The sequence below is a fragment of the Roseivirga ehrenbergii genome (assembly GCF_001593005.1).
GTDB classification, from domain to species: domain Bacteria; phylum Bacteroidota; class Bacteroidia; order Cytophagales; family Cyclobacteriaceae; genus Roseivirga; species Roseivirga ehrenbergii.
The window spans coordinates 40693-57906 of sequence record NZ_LQZQ01000005.1; the positions used below are offsets into that span (position 1 = coordinate 40693).

General features: G+C 38.0%; 18 protein-coding genes. 4 read left to right on the plus strand and 14 right to left on the minus strand.

The window, feature by feature from the left end:
* Positions 1-2 precede the first annotated feature (2 nt).
* From MB14_RS06410 to MB14_RS06465, 13 genes are all read right to left on the minus strand, one after another.
* Positions 3-875: a 2OG-Fe(II) oxygenase gene (locus MB14_RS06410; RefSeq protein ID WP_062590624.1), complete on the minus strand. Its 873-nt coding sequence runs from the start codon at positions 873-875 to the stop codon at positions 3-5.
* The gene (locus tag MB14_RS06415; RefSeq protein WP_062590626.1) at positions 862-2478 is read right to left on the minus strand and encodes a glycosyltransferase family 39 protein; all 1617 of its coding nucleotides are present in this window, start codon (positions 2476-2478) and stop codon (positions 862-864) included. Before MB14_RS06415 ends, MB14_RS06410 begins: the two co-directional genes overlap by 14 nt.
* Positions 2479-2610: 132 nt before the next feature.
* Positions 2611-3729: an SGNH/GDSL hydrolase family protein gene (locus tag MB14_RS06420; protein ID WP_084375986.1), complete on the minus strand. Its 1119-nt coding sequence runs from the start codon at positions 3727-3729 to the stop codon at positions 2611-2613.
* Positions 3730-3823: 94 nt separating this feature from the next.
* Complete coding sequence (locus MB14_RS06425) at positions 3824-4747, minus strand: GNAT family N-acetyltransferase (RefSeq protein ID WP_062590630.1); 924 nt, start codon at positions 4745-4747, stop codon at positions 3824-3826.
* A 203-nt stretch (positions 4748-4950) separates the two neighbouring features.
* On the minus strand, positions 4951-5160 hold the full coding sequence (locus tag MB14_RS06430) for a hypothetical protein (protein WP_062590632.1): 210 nt from the start codon (positions 5158-5160) through the stop codon (positions 4951-4953).
* A 228-nt stretch (positions 5161-5388) separates the two neighbouring features.
* Positions 5389-5748, minus strand: coding sequence for a hypothetical protein (locus tag MB14_RS06435; protein WP_062590633.1), 360 nt, complete (start codon positions 5746-5748; stop codon positions 5389-5391).
* A gap of 54 nt (positions 5749-5802) precedes the next feature.
* Complete coding sequence (locus MB14_RS06440) at positions 5803-6777, minus strand: polysaccharide deacetylase family protein (RefSeq protein ID WP_062590636.1); 975 nt, start codon at positions 6775-6777, stop codon at positions 5803-5805.
* Positions 6767-7732 (minus strand): hypothetical protein, encoded by a 966-nt coding sequence (locus tag MB14_RS06445; protein WP_132644157.1) that lies wholly within the window; start codon positions 7730-7732, stop codon positions 6767-6769. The genes MB14_RS06440 and MB14_RS06445 overlap by 11 nt, the downstream gene beginning before the upstream one ends.
* A gap of 53 nt (positions 7733-7785) precedes the next feature.
* Positions 7786-8178, minus strand: a complete 393-nt coding sequence (locus MB14_RS06450; protein ID WP_062590639.1) for a hypothetical protein — start codon at positions 8176-8178, stop codon at positions 7786-7788.
* Between the two features lies 1 nt (position 8179).
* Positions 8180-8329 (minus strand): DUF5989 family protein, encoded by a 150-nt coding sequence (locus MB14_RS19100; RefSeq protein WP_221405281.1) that lies wholly within the window; start codon positions 8327-8329, stop codon positions 8180-8182.
* 1 nt (position 8330) lies between these two features.
* Entirely contained in the window at positions 8331-10139 is a 1809-nt protein-coding gene (locus tag MB14_RS06455; protein WP_062590641.1) for a carbamoyltransferase family protein, read from the minus strand.
* A 12-nt stretch (positions 10140-10151) separates the two neighbouring features.
* The gene (locus tag MB14_RS06460; RefSeq protein WP_132644158.1) at positions 10152-10898 is read right to left on the minus strand and encodes a ZIP family metal transporter; all 747 of its coding nucleotides are present in this window, start codon (positions 10896-10898) and stop codon (positions 10152-10154) included.
* A gap of 86 nt (positions 10899-10984) precedes the next feature.
* Positions 10985-12010 carry an FAD:protein FMN transferase gene (locus MB14_RS06465; RefSeq protein WP_062590645.1) on the minus strand — a complete coding sequence of 342 codons (1026 nt, stop codon included), beginning with the start codon at positions 12008-12010 and terminating at the stop codon, positions 10985-10987.
* Positions 12011-12123: 113 nt separating this feature from the next.
* Here MB14_RS06465 and ruvB point away from each other — a divergent pair, with 113 nt between their 5' ends.
* Entirely contained in the window at positions 12124-13158 is a 1035-nt protein-coding gene (ruvB, locus tag MB14_RS06470) for a Holliday junction branch migration DNA helicase RuvB (protein WP_062590647.1), read from the plus strand.
* A 223-nt stretch (positions 13159-13381) separates the two neighbouring features.
* The gene (gene queG, locus MB14_RS06475) at positions 13382-14311 is read left to right on the plus strand and encodes a tRNA epoxyqueuosine(34) reductase QueG (protein WP_062590650.1); all 930 of its coding nucleotides are present in this window, start codon (positions 13382-13384) and stop codon (positions 14309-14311) included.
* Between the two features lie 41 nt (positions 14312-14352).
* Here queG and MB14_RS06480 read toward each other — a convergent pair whose 3' ends face one another.
* Positions 14353-14541, minus strand: coding sequence for a hypothetical protein (locus tag MB14_RS06480; protein ID WP_062303634.1), 189 nt, complete (start codon positions 14539-14541; stop codon positions 14353-14355).
* A 143-nt stretch (positions 14542-14684) separates the two neighbouring features.
* Between MB14_RS06480 and MB14_RS06485 the strand changes: the two genes are divergently transcribed.
* Both MB14_RS06485 and aroC read left to right on the plus strand, forming a co-directional pair.
* Entirely contained in the window at positions 14685-16133 is a 1449-nt protein-coding gene (locus MB14_RS06485) for a BatD family protein (RefSeq protein WP_062590652.1), read from the plus strand.
* Entirely contained in the window at positions 16134-17210 is a 1077-nt protein-coding gene (gene aroC / locus MB14_RS06490) for a chorismate synthase (protein ID WP_062590654.1), read from the plus strand.
* Positions 17211-17214: the final 4 nt, after the last annotated feature.

Sequence of the window (17214 nt, forward strand, 5' to 3'; positions counted from 1 at the left end):
TTCTATTTTCTTTTTCTATTTATGAGTCTTAATATTTTGCTTGCAAAGTCATCGTTCAGCCCAAAAGTGCGCTTAATCAAAGTGTATAAATTTATAAGTTGCTTATCTCCGTATATAAAGACCTTTTTAATACCGTCTCCAGGTCTAGCTTTGTAGTTGGTGGACCTAACAGATATTTCTTTATTCGCAGCAGTGTAATAGTATAGAGCAATAGATTTTCTAGTCATCCCTTCTGGGCACTGAATTGGGTCTGGGAACCCGTGGTATGAATCACTGTTTGTAGCAAAAATCACAGCGCGGTTGAAGGTAGGTGCTAAACTGGCCTTACATTCAGTCATTTTGTTATCCCATAGCTCGAGTTTGCCATTATAACTTTCTTCCCAATCTGTATTAAGGTAAATCAAGAGGTTTAATCTTCTTTCCCATGTTTTTCTGTGTGGGTGGACAGTGAAATCGGCATGTATATTTAGAAAGCCTCCTCTTTCGCTTAAATGGAGTCCTCCTCCTTCTAAAGAAGGATCTGCTATAAGGTTTTCAATACCAGAAAGGCTTGTAAGATATTCCAGAAACGATGGACTGTTGAGCTCATCAATTAATTTCTTAATTGTTGATGGTAACTGCTCGTACTTATTTAGGCCAAATTTCTTTTCATTGTAATGCAGGTAACTGATCCATTCTTGCTTGCCAACTTTAGGGAATTGACTTAAGGCCTCGTTGGCAATCTCTCCATTTAAAAATGAATCCAAAACGATATAAGGAAAGGGCGTGTTTCGTCTAAAAACAGAACTGTCAGCACCTAATTTTTTTGTTAAACGGTTTATGTCAAAGCCCTTTATGTCTGCTTTTTGTATTTCAACTTCATTAAGGTTTTTCATTACTGACATCTTTAATTTTGCTCAAAACAATCATTCCCGCTTTACCAGGCATCCACTTCTTGTATGGATGGACGGATAGCGTGTTGTAATTGTCCAACGGAACGAAAGTGACTTTATAGGTTGGCGTTATTCTTTTCCACCATTCCGGATCATCATCTGTAAAATGATAGAAGCCATCAAACTCAACCCCAGCTTCAATTTGATCCAAAGGTATTTTGTTGGCAATTAGCCCATCTATTACTTGCCACCTAACACGGTTCCATGATAGCAGGTCGTGAGTGGCGAAAATTGAAAATACCATAAATACAAATAGTGTTGAAGCCATTACTCCTGTGCTCCAAATGGAAGGCTTTAGACTGAGCTGATCAGAGAGTATAACAAAAGCGGCAGGGAGCAAAATAATTAAGTAGCGATCGTAATAACCTGTAATAATGAAAGGAGCTATGTAGATGAGTATGAAAAGAAAGGAGAATACTTTTGGGAAATTGATTTCTCTTCTAGGTTTCTTTAGCCAGTCAAATGTGACAATCAATAGTACACTTCCTGAAAATGTGCCCAATACTGTTATTGCCCAGCGTAAAATCATAGGAGCATTGCCTCCTGGGATTGACCTGAATCCCCCTGGATGATCTAACAAGGTTGAAGGGCCTACACCAAAATCAACAAAAATATTGTCAATAGATGGAAGTGCTTTCCCCATTAAAATTAAACCACCAGATATTAAGAGTGTATAAGTAATAATACCAATCCACATTCTTTTTGAAAGTTTTGACCAGCTATAAAATGTAAGTACAGGGGTAAGAAATAGACCCAGATAGGTAAAAAAAACAAAAATATAACCTACACTATTCCTGAACATTCTTAGGTCAAAGTTGGACAGATTGGAAAGCACTAAATCTAATTTGGAGCCATAGTTTGCAGGTAGCATTCCGTATTGTTTCATGAAGTAACTATACAAGAATAGTGTGCCTCCAACAGTTAAAACCGGAAGCCATTTCCAACATAAAGTGAATTGTTTACTTTTTGAATCTATTAGTAGAGCAAACAACCAAGCCATAGAAAGCATTAAAGCCAGTTGCCTTATAAGTATTGCCCAAACGCATAGAAAAACAGCAATGAACAAGAGCTTTTTGTTGGCGGTATTATATGCCTTAATGAAGAAATAGGTGCTCCATGTAACGAATGTCATAAAAGGCACATCTGTCATGTAAGAAAAAGAGAGGGCCATAAATACAGGGTTTGCCATTACCACTATTGTGGCAATTAAGGCCGTTCTTTTATCCAATTTCATTAATAGTACTGTTTGATAAATCCCCAAAAGGCCTAATAAAGACAAAAGCAGTGTAGAACAGCGAAGAACGGTGAAAGAAAACCCTAAGAGGGATGTGAAGGCATATCCGAAAAATAAATGAGTAACAAGCGTCATTTCACCCCAATTGATTAGTTTGAGAGTGTCATCCTCGATCATCCGCTTCACTATTACTCCATAAGCCCAATCATCGTTCAAAGGGAAATCCCCTATGGGATTTATGATAAATATGACGATGAGCCATATTCCAGTAATCAGAAATATATTTTTATCAAATGTGGAATGGCTTTTCATGAATGGAATTAAAAAGTAATGGGATCATCGAAAATTCATGTAGGTAAATCTATTGGAAATTGGGTAAGGAATAAAACTTTATAGGATTGGCTTAAGTGAGTGTCATTTGTTCTGTTGCATATTTATCCTCGTCTATTTTTGGAGGTAAGAATCTCCTAAAAATTTATATAGTAGGTCTGCGACCTGTTTAGCTCCGTTTTCATTGAAATGGCAATCATCATAAAACGATGCTGTTGTTTTAGGCATTTTAGAGTCTAAGTCAAGGTATAAGACCCCTTCTTCCTTGCAAACTCTCATCAAACTCTCATTAAATCTCCCAATACCAGTATCTAAGACCCTTGGGGTAAAATAGAGAAGGCTATCTGGGTTTGAACGGTCATATGATCCTCCCATTAATAAAAGTTTTTCATACTGATCTTCTAGTCCTTCGCTCCACATTGTTGGCTGGGTCATGAAAATAGGGGCTATGCCTTTGCTTTTTACCGATGAAATAATGCTGCGAAGATTATTTTCGTAATGTTGCAAAGACTCTGACAAATCGGGTAAGGTGTCGGATTTTTTTGAGCTTTGCCTTAAGGTTTGCATTTGATGTTGTGAAAGGCCGAAGGCATTTTTTGAGGTTGAAGCTAAATATGACTGTTTAGCTTTCTTCAATAACTTGAATAGTGTTAACCTTCGGTAGAAGGGTATTTCGGAGTTTGGCAAGTAAGCAAAAGCAGCTAATTTCGTCTGATACTCACTACTACCTAAATAGTTATTCTCGTCTCCTAAAAACCTCCCAAAATCATTAGTTCCAACAAGGAATATAACGGCTTCGGTGTCCTTTAATGCATCGTGCTCTAACAATTGATTTACTTGTTGGACGTGATGGTTTGTGTCATTCCCCAATCTTCCGAAATTTCCAACCCAATAATCTTCTCCGAGTTTATCATTCAATAGAGATGTCCAAGTCTTTTCCTGTCTCAGGGCAAAACAAGCAGTAGTGCTTCCTCCAATGGCAATTATTTTGTGTTTGGTTGACTCAGTAATTTCTCCTGACCTAGCTCCAATCGAATTAAAAGAGACTGTAGAAATGGTGTCATAAATCCCATTTATATATTGTAAATCAATGTCAATATCGAATTGACTATTTGGCGGGTAAGTGTAATAACCAGAAGGGAAGTCGTAGGCCAAAGTTAACCCTAGCTCCAGTAAGAGAACTAGTATTAAAAAAATCCCCGTAGATATGCCTAAATGTTTTAACCTCCTCATTTTAAGTGATTTTTAAGTTGCCCTTTGGTTTAGAGTTAGTTGTTTTCTTAAAAAGAAACTTCGTAAAAATAATCAAGTAGGTTCATAAGCAAGTTCAGAATGTGTCATGATCACCATAATTAAGTTTGAGTTTGTCCAGAGGCATTGAAGAACCTAAATCTAAGTAGCCAACGGTCCATGAATTTAAGCCTGAATGTAATTGATTTAATTGTGAGTTTTGAGCGGTATTTTCAGAGACATGAAATTGAATTTCGTTTGCGCCTATTTTTTTACCAACCTGAACCAAATCTTTTAATGCTACTTTTAGGTCAAGAGTAGATTCAGCATGAAATGCACCAACATGAATAATGCTTTGAACCTTTAACCACATCTTGACACCTTTGATCTCGATTAGATAGTTGGGAGAGAAGTTCTTATAATCAAAAAACGATGAAGAGTATGCATGGCAAAGCCAATTCTCATTATGTAAAGGGTTGAGTAAGCTAGCTTGTATTTCAAAACGGGAAAGTATGCGCTGAACTTTTCTTTGATAGGCTGAATCCAAAAACCCGAGCCGACTAGTAACCTTAGCTATAGGAACTGTAAGGATTTTGATATGGTACCTAATCATACTCTCTCCAACTTTCCATCCTAACTTCTTTGTAGCTCGCATTGTGTTTTCACTGTGCATTGCATAAACAAACTTGATGTTATTCTCTCTCATTAATTCATATGAACGAATCGCCAAATTAGTATGGAGCCCCTTTCGATGATGTGAAGGAAGGGTTATAGAGTCGCAGGCATGGGCAACCTTAAATAACTGTTGGTCATAATTAAAGAGTTGAGGTATTGCGCCATAAAAAGCAACAGGCATACTATCATGGTAGGCTAGAAAACACATATGTTTGACACCAACATAATTAGTTGCATATTTTTTTAATAGGTATTCTGAAGAAACATTCTTTTTGAACACCTCTTTGAACAAGTATTGAACGTCTGCTATTCGATTATCGGACAATCTTTCATATCGATAATTCATAGATTGAAATTTATCTTGGTTGAAAAAGGCTTAATTAAAGTTAAGGACTTTCAATATACTCATAAGATCATTAAGGTACATTTAGGGTGATTTGTGATTCTGAATCAGAAACTCGGCAATTTTTTTTGAGCGAATTTCATTTCGTTCATGGCCGAAATGTATTCCATCTGTAAATAGTTTCTTGTCTACCGGAATGTATTTTGCTAAATCCCAGCACTTATATCTCTTAAAACTTCATTCTGTTCTTCTATTGCATCTTTAATCGCTTGATCTGAGAACAAAATGTTAGTCTCTGGAAATTCGTCTGAATATATAAAAGTGCTCAATACTACTCTTATACCTAAGCTATGGGCTAATGTGGTCAAGCTTTGAATGTTTTTCTCAAAGAAAATCGGTTTGTTGGTTTGAAGCACCTCTTTGAGGTTAAGGTTGTCGACATAACTCTTATTGAGGTCGTTTTGGTTTAAGATATAAGTGTCTGCTAACTTTATTATTTGGTTGATTGAGCCATGAGAATCAGTTAAGCCTAGCCTGATTAATGTAAGTCTGATGATTGCGCTATGCTCCCATAAAGGGATTAAATTGAATAATTTTGGGGATTGGTAAAGACCGCTTCTATCGGCCTTATAGAACTCAGGAGGCTAAAACAATCTTGAGTGTAAGTCATTTACATTTACTCCTTCGCTGTATGTTGTGGAGCCTCCTAGGCAAACAATGCGATAAACATTTTTTGGTTTTGGAAACTCTATTTCTTCTCCTCTGAAACCTAGTGAGTTATGCTTGTTTAAAATGTAGCTGTAGTTAGGAGTAGTGGTGTAACTTAAATAGCGTGAAGGGGTTAATCTTTGCCTTGTGTGCTTACTTTGAAGTTGTTGATAAGAGGCATATTTAGTAAACTGAGTATCATTAGCCACAAAGGCCAAAAAAAATCTAGCAGCTAATTCTCCAATTAGGAAGGTTATCAAAAGTATAAGCCCAAAATTGAGAATGTGTTTTTTCATCTTTTAAACTTCTTAATAGACAACTTGAACCAGGGAATGATGATGTATTATACTTCAGTAGTGACCATCAATTAAGCATTTTGCTTGATGCTCTAATTTAATAAATGGGTTATTTCCAATCCTATTAAATAGCCTTTTGTCTTTATAATCACCTTCGTGAAGATACTCAATGGCAAACTGATAATCATAGCCAATTTTTTGAGCTAGATCCAGCGTTTCTTTATTGTAAGAGCCGTCAGGAAATGCCAGAAACTTTACTTCATCTTCTAAAAGATTCTCTAAATAATTCTTCGAGTTTAATAAGTCCGCCTTTGTATCTTCTAAGCCAATTAAGCCAAGGTTATTGTGAAAATGTCCGTGCGATCCAATGGTTACCCACTGAGAATTTTTTAAACTACTGATTTGTTTAGCATCCATGAGCTGCCAATAGATGTCCAATTTAGGATTGTTTTTAAACTCTTCAGAAACCATTCTCATCATTGATTCTTTAAAAAGGAAGTCTTCCTGTCGACATACATTTTTTAAGCTTAAACCAGATGAACGTTCATAGAATCCATCCTTTTTTTTCTGGAATTCTCTTCCATTAATTTGAATATTGCTTTGAGTATAACCAAAGCCTAAGTCCAAATGGTCAGACCATAGAATGTTATGACCTGAAGCCTGTATTGAGGTAATAAAAAAAGTGGCAGGCACCTGATGTTTCTCCAAAAGAGGCACAACTAGCTCAAGGTTGTTTCTGTAACCATCATCAAAAGTTAGCACTATAGTAAAAACATTTTTAGGGTAATTACCCAAAACGTAATCCTTAATTGTTGCGATATGAAAGTGTTTTTTGAAGAATACTATTTGTGACTCCAGATTTTTTTGGCTGATGAATCTAGTATTGAACCCCAAACTCCCCACATGATCAATTCCATGATAGCAGATTACACATCTTCCTTTTTTTGACCTCCAATAATCAGTTGACTTAAAAGAATAGAAAAGGTCTTTTATCAGCCACTGAGAGCGCCTTTTAATTTTATTGATCATTGGGTTTAATTTCTTTCAATAAAAACTCACCTAGGATTTGCTGACCCATTACATTCAAGTGACTATCGTTGTTGAAGTAAACGGCATTTCCAGATACTTCAGAGCGTCTAAGTAAATCTATTGTATTCAAAATCTTTACTCTATGGTCATCAGCAAAGAAGTTGTTAAGCTTTAGATACAAGGGGTAAGAAGGACTTGCTACCTCGAATCGCTTTGTAAATACTGCCCCAACCTGTTCTGCTTGGTTTTTGTACATTTCACTCACCTGTGACATATGTGGAATGATCAAGAAGTATATTTCACAATCTTCTGATGCATATTTAAATAAGTCAGCCACTCGCTGCATGTAACTTTCAAAATCCTTTTCCCTTCCACCTTTAAGGTAAGCTGCATTTTCTACCAACATGGGCTCGGATTTGAAATAAAGCTTATCTCGTTCGAAATAGAGGTCTGGGGAAAAAGGTTTTTCTACCCAATCTAGTTTTGCGCTGGTGTCTGGTTCAGTAATGTTGGCTTTAATATTGCCTAAACCATAATTAAGATATGCTAAAGACCAAAGACTTTCAGAAAGACGCCAATAAAAGTTCCGAGCGAAGGATATCTCTCCCCAATTTAGGTGATGATCCCAACCCAGAAAATCATTGCCTACGTAAAATTGAAAGATTAAAATTTGAGGTTTCACATTCTTTAGGTGGTACCTACCAAAAAGATATTGTTCTCTAATTGAAGTACCAGGCACACTGATGTTTTTGACGCTGAATCCTGTGAGTGAATCATGTAAGACCTTTGGGTAGCCCCCCTTGAAAGATGAAAATGAGTCACCGATAATCATTAGGGTTTTATCAGTATTTCTATCGGCAAAGTCTGAATTAAGGTATTCGAAACTGCTCTTATAAAAGTCTATTAGATAAAGTCTGAATGTTCCTTCAAGAAGGAATAAAGTTATTGAAGCCACCAATGAGCATTGGATAGCTATCTTAAATATTTGCTTGGCTAGTTCCCTAAACTTCACCACAACTCTTCTAAATCCTCTTTAATGAAAGTGTGTTGTCTATCATGCCAATTGGTTTGACTTGATGAGTTGTTTGTGAATTTTCCTTTTCCGCTGAATACTTTTTGGAGTTTTGAAATAGGAGTGAGAAATAAAAAAAACACTATTGATAAAAGTATACCTCCTGTTACTTTACCCAATGCCTGACCTAAATACATCCATCCTGTAGAAATTAAATTTGCAACTTTACTTGAAAGCGTTGATAGTAGTCCAATGGAAACAGACAGGTAAATCAGTATATCTGCGTCTTTCTCCCACTTCCATTGGATTAGAATGTAAACCCCAATTAACCCAGAAACTAATCCTAGAATTATGGCTTCGGATGACTGCTTGATTTTTGGAGCTTTCAATTTAGAATAAAGAATAGATAAATGGAGATAAGGCAGAGCCGCCTCCGAAAACAATAAGAAAACCAAGGAGCAACAGTACCAATACAATTGGCATAAGCCAGTATTTTTTACGTTGCATCAGGAACTTTGATAGATCTCTTAAAACTGACATATTACTTTTTCTTAGTTAAAAAGAATTCTCCTAAAAATAGATAATCCATTTCCGTTTTCATAAAACAGCGATAAGCATCTTCAGGAGAACAAACTATTGGTTCATCTTTAACATTAAAACTTGTATTAATTAAAAGGGAGTTCCCTGTAAGATCTTTATATGCTTTCAGGAGCGGCCAGAAATTTGGATTAGTAGTTTTATCTACGGTTTGAATGCGAGATGAATAATCAACGTGGGTTATTCCAGGGAAAGTGGATTTCTCAACCCTGCTTTTCTCTACAATAGAAAGTTGTTGAAAGTTATCGGGGAGCTTTTTCTGAAACTCATCCTTAATCTGAGTGACTAAGCCCATGTATGGCGAAACCTCAGACATCTTAAAATAACTTTCTAAATCCTCCTCTAGCATTACAGGCGCAAAAGGTCGGAACGACTCTCTGAATTTTATTTTTTGATTTACGATTCGCTGAATATTTGGGGACTGTGGGCTGGCTATTATACTTCGCGCTCCAAGGGCTCTTGCTCCAAATTCCATTCTACCTTGCATCCAACCGATTACCGCCCCATTTACTAATAAAGAAGCCGCTTTTTTACAAAGTTCTGTTCTGTTCACAATTTTTTCAAAAGCAATGTTTTTAGCTAATAAGAACGCTTCAATATGTTGAGTTGAGTATGCTGGCCCTAAGAATGAAATTTTGTTTTTCAGGAATTCTTCTTTTATTCTAGGTACCTCATTTTGCAAATAATAGCTTGCTAAGGCTGCTCCACCTGCGCTGCCAGAGTCACCAACTGCTGGAGGCACAAAGACATTGTGAAATATGCCCTCGTTTAACAGTCGACCGTTAGCTACGCAATTATAGGCGACTCCCCCAGCAAGACATAGGTTCTTCATTCCAGTAATCTTTTTGGCTTCGCGGGCCAAATTCAACACAGCCTCTTCGGTGATATCCTGAGCGGCAAGTGCAAAATCGCAATGTTTTTGCTCAATCGGTTCGTCCTCTTTTCTAAGCGGTGTTCCGAATAGTGTCTCCCATTTTTTAGAAGAAATCATTCTTTCGCCATAAAGAAATTCGAAGTAACGCATGTTAAGCTGAATTGAGCCATCTTGATATAGATCAACCAGCTCTTTCTCTATTTTTTGTCGGTAAAATTTATAGTTGTCACTTTTATGATTACCGTATGGAGCCAGCCCCATCATTTTATATTCTCCATCATTTACTTTGAACCCGAGGTACTGGGTGAAAGATGAATATAATAGGCCTAATGAATGAGGGAAATGTTGCTCTTTCAGGACTGTGATTTCATTTCCTTTAGCACTAAAAATTGCGGTAGTGGTCCATTCGCCTACGCCATCGATGGTTAGGATAGCGCTTTCGTCAAATTGAGAGGTGTAATATGCCCAAGCAGCGTGTGAGAGGTGGTGTTCAGAAAATAGGATTTTGCAGTTCTTGTGGTTTCCTCTTGCTACCTCATTCAAACCGTCTTTCAGTAACTTTTTGAAGAAGATTTTCTCTTTAATCCATTCGGGTATATGCTTTACGAATGCACCAATTCCTTTGGGAGCAATCGCATAAAATGTTTCGAGAATTCTTTCAAATTTTATAAAAGGCTTGTCATAGAAAACTATTTTCTCCACATCCTCAAAACGTATTTGAGCATGGTCTAAACAGAATTGAGTAGCATGAATAGGAAATGAAGGGTCGTGTTTCTTTCGAGTAAACCGTTCTTCTTGGGCGGCAGCCATAATTAGCCCATTACGGATTATGCATGCTGCTGAATCGTGGTAATAAGCGCTTATTCCTAGTGTATACACATCGCGAAGATATTAAATAATTAACTGCGCTAAAACTGCTGCGCCTGCACCCAATAAAGAAACCGAAAATTTCTTCCAATCGAGTTTATGGTGCGGGTCACTTTCAATAAAAATAGTAGTGGAAATTTGAAGGAAGCTACCTGCCACCACTGCAAAGAAAATGATCAAGTATTTTTCGGGCAATAAGTTGGAATGGCTAAAATATTCTGAAGTAATTAAGCCTAAAGGAGAACTTATTGCAAAAATACATAACAAGCCGAAAGCCTTGTATTTGTTTTTAAGCTGAGCCACTAGTAATGCCATAAGTGCCAAGGAAGCGGGTATTTTGTGCATTACAATACCCAATAATATTTTTGGAGAGCTGCCATGACTATACACGGAATCAGGGCTGTGATTTGAATGTAAAGAGTCTGTTAGAATAGAGCCTTCCAAAAATGAATGCAGTACCAGTGCAATCAATAAATAAGTGACAGGAACTCGTGTATGAATATGGGTGTGACCGTGCTCTACTCCGTTAGAAAAATTCTCTAATATTTTCTGAATAAAGAATCCGATAAGGATATAAAGCCCAAGGTTAAATGGGTCTTCTCCGCTCATAAATATATCTGGAATCAGATGTATTACTGTAACAGAGAATAAATATGCGCCAGCAAAAACAAGAAAATAACGAATTCTAGTGTCGCTAAAAGTTGCATTACCTAAAATGAAAAGTCCCGGTACAAGGGCGCAAAGCAATAAAATGATGACGTTTATTAGCAAACTTGAAAATCGTTAATGCAACAGCATTGCAAATATGATAAAGAAAATCGAATTTTCATTTAAATAGTTCCCGATAGGTTACGGTCTTACTGTTGGTTTACAGTTTTCCCCTTTAGGCCAGGTGAAATGTAAGTTTGAGTATTCCCATCTTGATCGGAGTAAATAAAGTAGGCCTCCAAGTTTGAGTTACTTTCTATCATTGCTTTTGCTTTGTCTAATCCCATGGCCATTGAGGCGGTAGCATATGCATCGGCATACATGCAAGTGGGAGCAACTACAGTAGCGCTTAAAAGGGTAATCATTTTCGGGTAGCCAGTTTTCGGATCAATAGTGTGGGCTACTTTTTTTCCATCTACTATTTTGTAATTACGGTAGTTACCAGAAGTCGCCATTCCGTGATCTTCCAATTGAATGGCATCGAAAACACCACCAACACGATTTTCATCGGGTACTTCAATGCCAATGGTCCATGTTTCACCAGAGTCGTTTTTGCCTTTGGCACGTACTTCGCCACCAATTTCGACCATAAAATTTTGAATGTTCTGTGCCTTTAAGTACTCCGCTACTACATCAATTGCTTGACCTTTTGCAATAGCCGAAAAGTTAAGTTTCAATTCAGGAATGGTTTTGAATACTTCTTCGTTAGTGAAACTTACTTTTTCAAAACCTACATATTTCAAAACTGAATCTACTTGACCGCTGTCAAGCGAAACACTTTTCCCATCACCAAAGCCCCAAGCGTCTACCAATGGGCCAACCGTTGGATCGAAATAACCTCCAGATGCTTTATATACTTCCTTACTGGCAATAAGTACTTCTGAAAAATAAGGGAAATTAAAGGTCGCCTTTCCTTCTTTATTAAAGATTGAAATTTCAGAATCGGGGATGTAAGTAGAAAGCGACTGGTTGAAGTCGACCAAAAGTGAATCAATTTCCTTTTTGAAATTCCTGAGGTCTTCGTCAATATACTTAATGTTGTAAGCAATAACGCCCATTGTGGTGCCTTGAACCAATACCATTTTTGGTTTTTGACTCTCGCGGTATTTCCAAACCACAAAAATTGCAATTACTAACACGAGTAGGTATATTCTAGACCTTTGATTCTTGTCCATTATCTCAAAATTTGAACAAAGATAATGAGTGCTTTTCCTTGATGTAAGGTTAAAGAGTAAAAGATTGATTAAGTGAAAAAAACTAACTGCTATCTTAGCAAAAAGATTGGTGAATGCGCGAAGACTATTTAAATGCTGAAGATGACCATCTCAACCCCGAAGAAAAGGATATTGAGAGAGCACTGAGGCCGCTGAGTTTTGAAGACTTTACGGGACAGCATAAAATTGTAGAGAACTTAAAGATATTTGTTTTGGCAGCCAAAGGGCGTTCAGAGCCTTTGGACCATGTGCTGTTACATGGCCCTCCGGGGTTGGGGAAAACCACCCTTTCTCACATTATTGCCAATGAACTTAAATCTGATTTAAAGATTACTTCTGGGCCAGTGCTCGATAAGCCTAGCGATTTGGCTGGTTTACTGACCAATTTAGAACATGGCGATGTGCTTTTTATCGATGAAATTCACAGGCTGAACCCTATTGTGGAGGAGTACCTGTATTCCGCGATGGAAGATTATCGCATCGATATTATGCTTGATTCGGGACCAAATGCGCGTTCGGTTCAAATTTCATTAGAGCCATTTACTTTAATCGGAGCCACCACCAGATCGGGTTTATTGACATCGCCATTACGTGCGCGTTTTGGTATCAATGCCAGATTGGAATACTACGATGCAAAATTATTAACCACCATTGTACAGCGTTCCTCGGATATTCTCAATACACCAATTGATGACGATGCGGCCTATGAAATTGCTCGAAGGAGTAGAGGAACCCCGCGTATTGCCAACAACCTTTTACGCAGAACAAGGGATTTTGCTCAAATCAAGGGAACAGGAACCATCACCAAAGCCATAAGTGAAATGGCATTGAACGCCTTGGACGTTGATTCGCATGGTTTGGACGAAATGGATAATCGTATTTTGCTCACAATTATTGAGAAATTCAAAGGCGGGCCAGTTGGGATTTCTACCATTGCCACGGCTGTGGGTGAAGAGGCCGAAACCATAGAAGAAGTTTATGAGCCATTTTTGATCCAAGAAGGATACCTTAAACGTACCTCCCGCGGTCGAGAAGCAACAGATTTGGCTTATAAACATTTGAATCTTAAACCCCTTGGCGGACAAACAGGGAGTTTGTTTGATGCTTAGTTAGGATTTATAGTGTAATACAACACACCCCTAATCCCTCTCGAGAGGGGAATGGTTTTGAGGTATAGCAGATATTTTCAGCCTAAAGCAAAATGCTTTTTATGTGTAAAGGCTGAGTTATTAACTGACAAATTATTCCCTCCTAGAGGAGGGTAAGGGAGGTGAGAGGTGACTGAACACTAAAAACAGAAGCTCATTTTAAGAAATTTAGGATTTAAACTAATTGCACAACATTACCGCAAATACTACCATCGTCAAACAAACGGCCCAAAAGCTAGGTTTTGATTTCTGTGGTATTTCCAAAGCAGAGTTTTTGGCCGATGAAGCTCCACGCTTAGAAGCTTGGCTTAAAAAAGGTAATCATGGTGAAATGCGCTATATGGAAAACCATTTCGATAAGCGTTTAGACCCTAGTAAGCTAGTGCCAGGGGCTAAATCTGTGGTTTCACTACTCTATAATTATTATCCAGAAAAAGATTTGGCCGAAGAGCACCCTGACCATTTAAAGCTGGCCAAATACGCTTATGGAGAGGATTACCATTTTGTAATTAAAGATCGACTGAAAACCTTTATTTCGATTTTAAAAGAAGAAATTGGTGATGTAGAAGGGCGTGTGTTTGTGGACTCAGCTCCTGTGATGGAGCGTCAGTGGGCAGCAAAAAGTGGTTTAGGTTGGTTAGGGAAAAACACGCTGTTGATTAATAAAGGGCAAGGCAGCTACTTCTTTTTAGCCGAATTAATTATTGATTTAGAGCTTGAGCCTGATGGTCCAATCAAAGACTATTGTGGAACCTGCACCAGATGTATAGACGCTTGCCCGACAGATGCGATTACTCCTTATGAAGTAGACGCAAACAAATGTATTTCTTACTTAACCATTGAGCTGAAGGATCAGATTCCCGATACTTTTCAAGGCAAAATGAACAACTGGATTTTCGGCTGCGATATCTGTCAAGAGGTTTGTCCATGGAATCGGTTCTCAAAACCCCATTCAGAACCTACCTTTCATCCTAAAAATGAACTGTTAGAATTATTTAACAATAATTGGCAAGATTTAACAGAGGAGGTTTTTAGGTCAGTTTTTAAAGGTTCGGCAGTAAAGCGGACTAAGCTAGAAGGTTTAAAAAGAAATATAATAATGGCAAAAAAATAGCCCATTGCTAAGGCTGCAATGGGCGGTGTTATTCAATAATTTTATTTAGCGAGTAAAAACTGTTCTTCGAGAACATTTCCGTATAAGTGCCCAAATTTTGCGTAGCACCACCGTTTTAATTCTTCTAATTCATCTCCGATTACGGAATGAATAGCCTTTCTCAACTCTTTTTCAAATAGCTTCTTGTCGAAGCTCACCTTCGCGAGGATAGTTTTGAAATATTCCAACATGTCAAGATCGTTTAATTGGTTATGAATCTAATGTGCCTGCCGCACGTAGTTACGAACGAAGCGATGAAGATTTAGTTACCCCAAAAATTTAAATTATCTTTAAATCCTCTTCGTTTGAGGAGAAGCGAATATAATAAATAGACATGAGAATTACCAGTTCAAAATTCATTCTTGTCGCCTGTCTCATATGTTTTGGCTTGGTGGCAAAGGCGCAATCGACTACTATTGAATTAGGGCCTGATGAAGTGGGCCTCAATCAGCTTTTTACAATTAAAGTAACGGTGTTGAATGGAAAGCTGAAATCGTATACAGACTTCCCGAATATTGATGGTTTTGCCAAAAGAGGAACTTCTTCTAGTAGCAGCACGAGCATAATTAACGGGCAAGTGAGCTCTTCTCAGAGTATTATTCAACGTTACCTTCCTTTAGAAGAGGGTACCTACCAGTTAGAAGACTTTTCACTTGAAGTAAACGGAGAAACGATATCGTCTAAAGGCAAGAAAATTAAAATTACACCTCCAGTTGAAACAAGAAGAAATACGGGCAGAACACCATATGGCCATAGCCCATTTGATAACTTGTTTGGAGAAGACAAAGACCCTGAGTTTGTAGATATAAAAGAAGATGCCTTTTTGGCCCTTACCACAGATAAAGACGAAGTATATTTAGGAGAAGGCTTTACAGCCACATTTGCTTTTTACGTTGCCGATGATAACAGAGCTCCTTTACAATTTAGTGACCCCGGCACTCAGTTATCTGAGGTGTTGAAAACCCTACGCCCTACAAATAGCTGGGAAGAGAACTTTAATATTGAGAATATTGCTCCTGAGAAAGTGAATGTTGGCGGCAAGGGTTATACAAAATATAAAATCTATCGGGCCACATATTATCCGCTTAACCTCGATCCAATAGTTTTCCCTTCCGTGCCTTTCGAAATGATAAAATATCAGGTAGCCAAGTCACCATCTTTCTTCGGAAGAGACAGGAAAGAAGACTTCAAAACCTTTTACTCTAAAGAAAAGACCGTGAAGGTAAAACCTCTGCCTCCACATCCGCTTAAAGAGTCAGTAGCTGTAGGAGAGTTCTTTTTAGATGAAAAAATGAACAAAAGAACGCTAGAAACTGGTGGTAGCTTTGAATATACCTTCGGGATTTATGGAGAAGGAAATATTTCGGGAATTACTGCACCAAAAATTCCTAGTAATAAAGCCATTGAATTCTACCCTCCAGACGTGAGCCAAGATATAAGTCGTAACAATAGTAGAGTAACGGGCTCAAAAAAATTCACCTATTATGGTTTGCCAAATGAACCAGGCGAGTACAATATGGGAGATTATTTTAGTTGGGTATACTTCAACCCAAAAACAGCGAAATACGATACGCTTAAATCTGAAGTGAAGTTTGAAGTGACTGGTGAAAGCAAAAAGAACATTTCAATTTCTTCAGTCGATTTAGGCTCGTTTTACGACTCAATCGAAGATAAATCTAATAAATTAGAGAGTATGACTGAAGATAAGACCATGCAAATACTGGCTAATATTTTAATATTAGCTATGTTCGCAGGAGCTGGTTTTATCTACTTTAAAAAATAAATGGGCAACAGTTTCGGTAATCTTTTCAGAATCCATACCTACGGTGAATCGCACGGAAAGGCTTTGGGTGTAATCATTGATGGCTGCCCAGCGGGTTTGCTTATTGATGAAGCGTTTATTCAATCAGAATTGGACAGGAGAAAGCCTGGTCAGTCAAAAATTACAACCCAAAGAAAAGAAGCAGACGAGTTTGAAATCGTTTCAGGTGTTTTTGAAGGGAAGTCTACAGGAACACCCATCAGTATTATTATCCGAAATCAAGATCAGAAGAGCAAAGACTACTCGCACATAGCGGATAAGTTTCGGCCTTCGCATGCCGACTATACTTTCCATACAAAGTATGGTATTCGGGATTATAGAGGAGGCGGAAGAAGCTCTGCGAGAGAGACGGTTGCACGTGTTGCGGCCGGAGCCGTTGCTAAACTTTTTCTCAAGCACCACGGTATTTCATTCCATGCTTATGTGTCTCAAGTAGGCCACTTAAAACTCGATAAAGATTATACTCAACTCGACCTCACAAAAATTGAAGACAATATTCTTCGTTGCCCTGACCCGGAAATGGCCGATAAAATGATCGAGTTAATTGACCAAACACGTAAAAACCGCGATACCATTGGTGGAATTGTTACAGGAGTGATTCAAGGGGTTCCGGCCGGTTTGGGCGAGCCAGTTTTTGATAAACTTCATGCCGAAATAGGCAAGGCCATGCTATCTATAAATGCGGTTAAAGGCTTTGAATATGGAAGTGGTTTTGAAGGAGTAAAACTCAATGGTTCGGAACATAATGATGAGTTCTATATGGACAATAACTTAGTGAAAACCAGAACAAATTACTCTGGTGGTATACAAGGGGGCATATCGAACGGACAGGATATTTACTTCAATGTAGCTTTCAAGCCAGTGGCTACCATCATGACCGATCAAGAGAGTATTAATGAGGCGGGCGACAGGGTTACGGTTGAAGGTAAAGGTCGTCACGATCCTTGTGTAGTATCGCGTGCAGTACCTATTGTTGAAGCAATGGCTGCTTTGGTAATTGCTGATTATTTGCTAATTAGCGAGACTAATCGAATTTAGACTA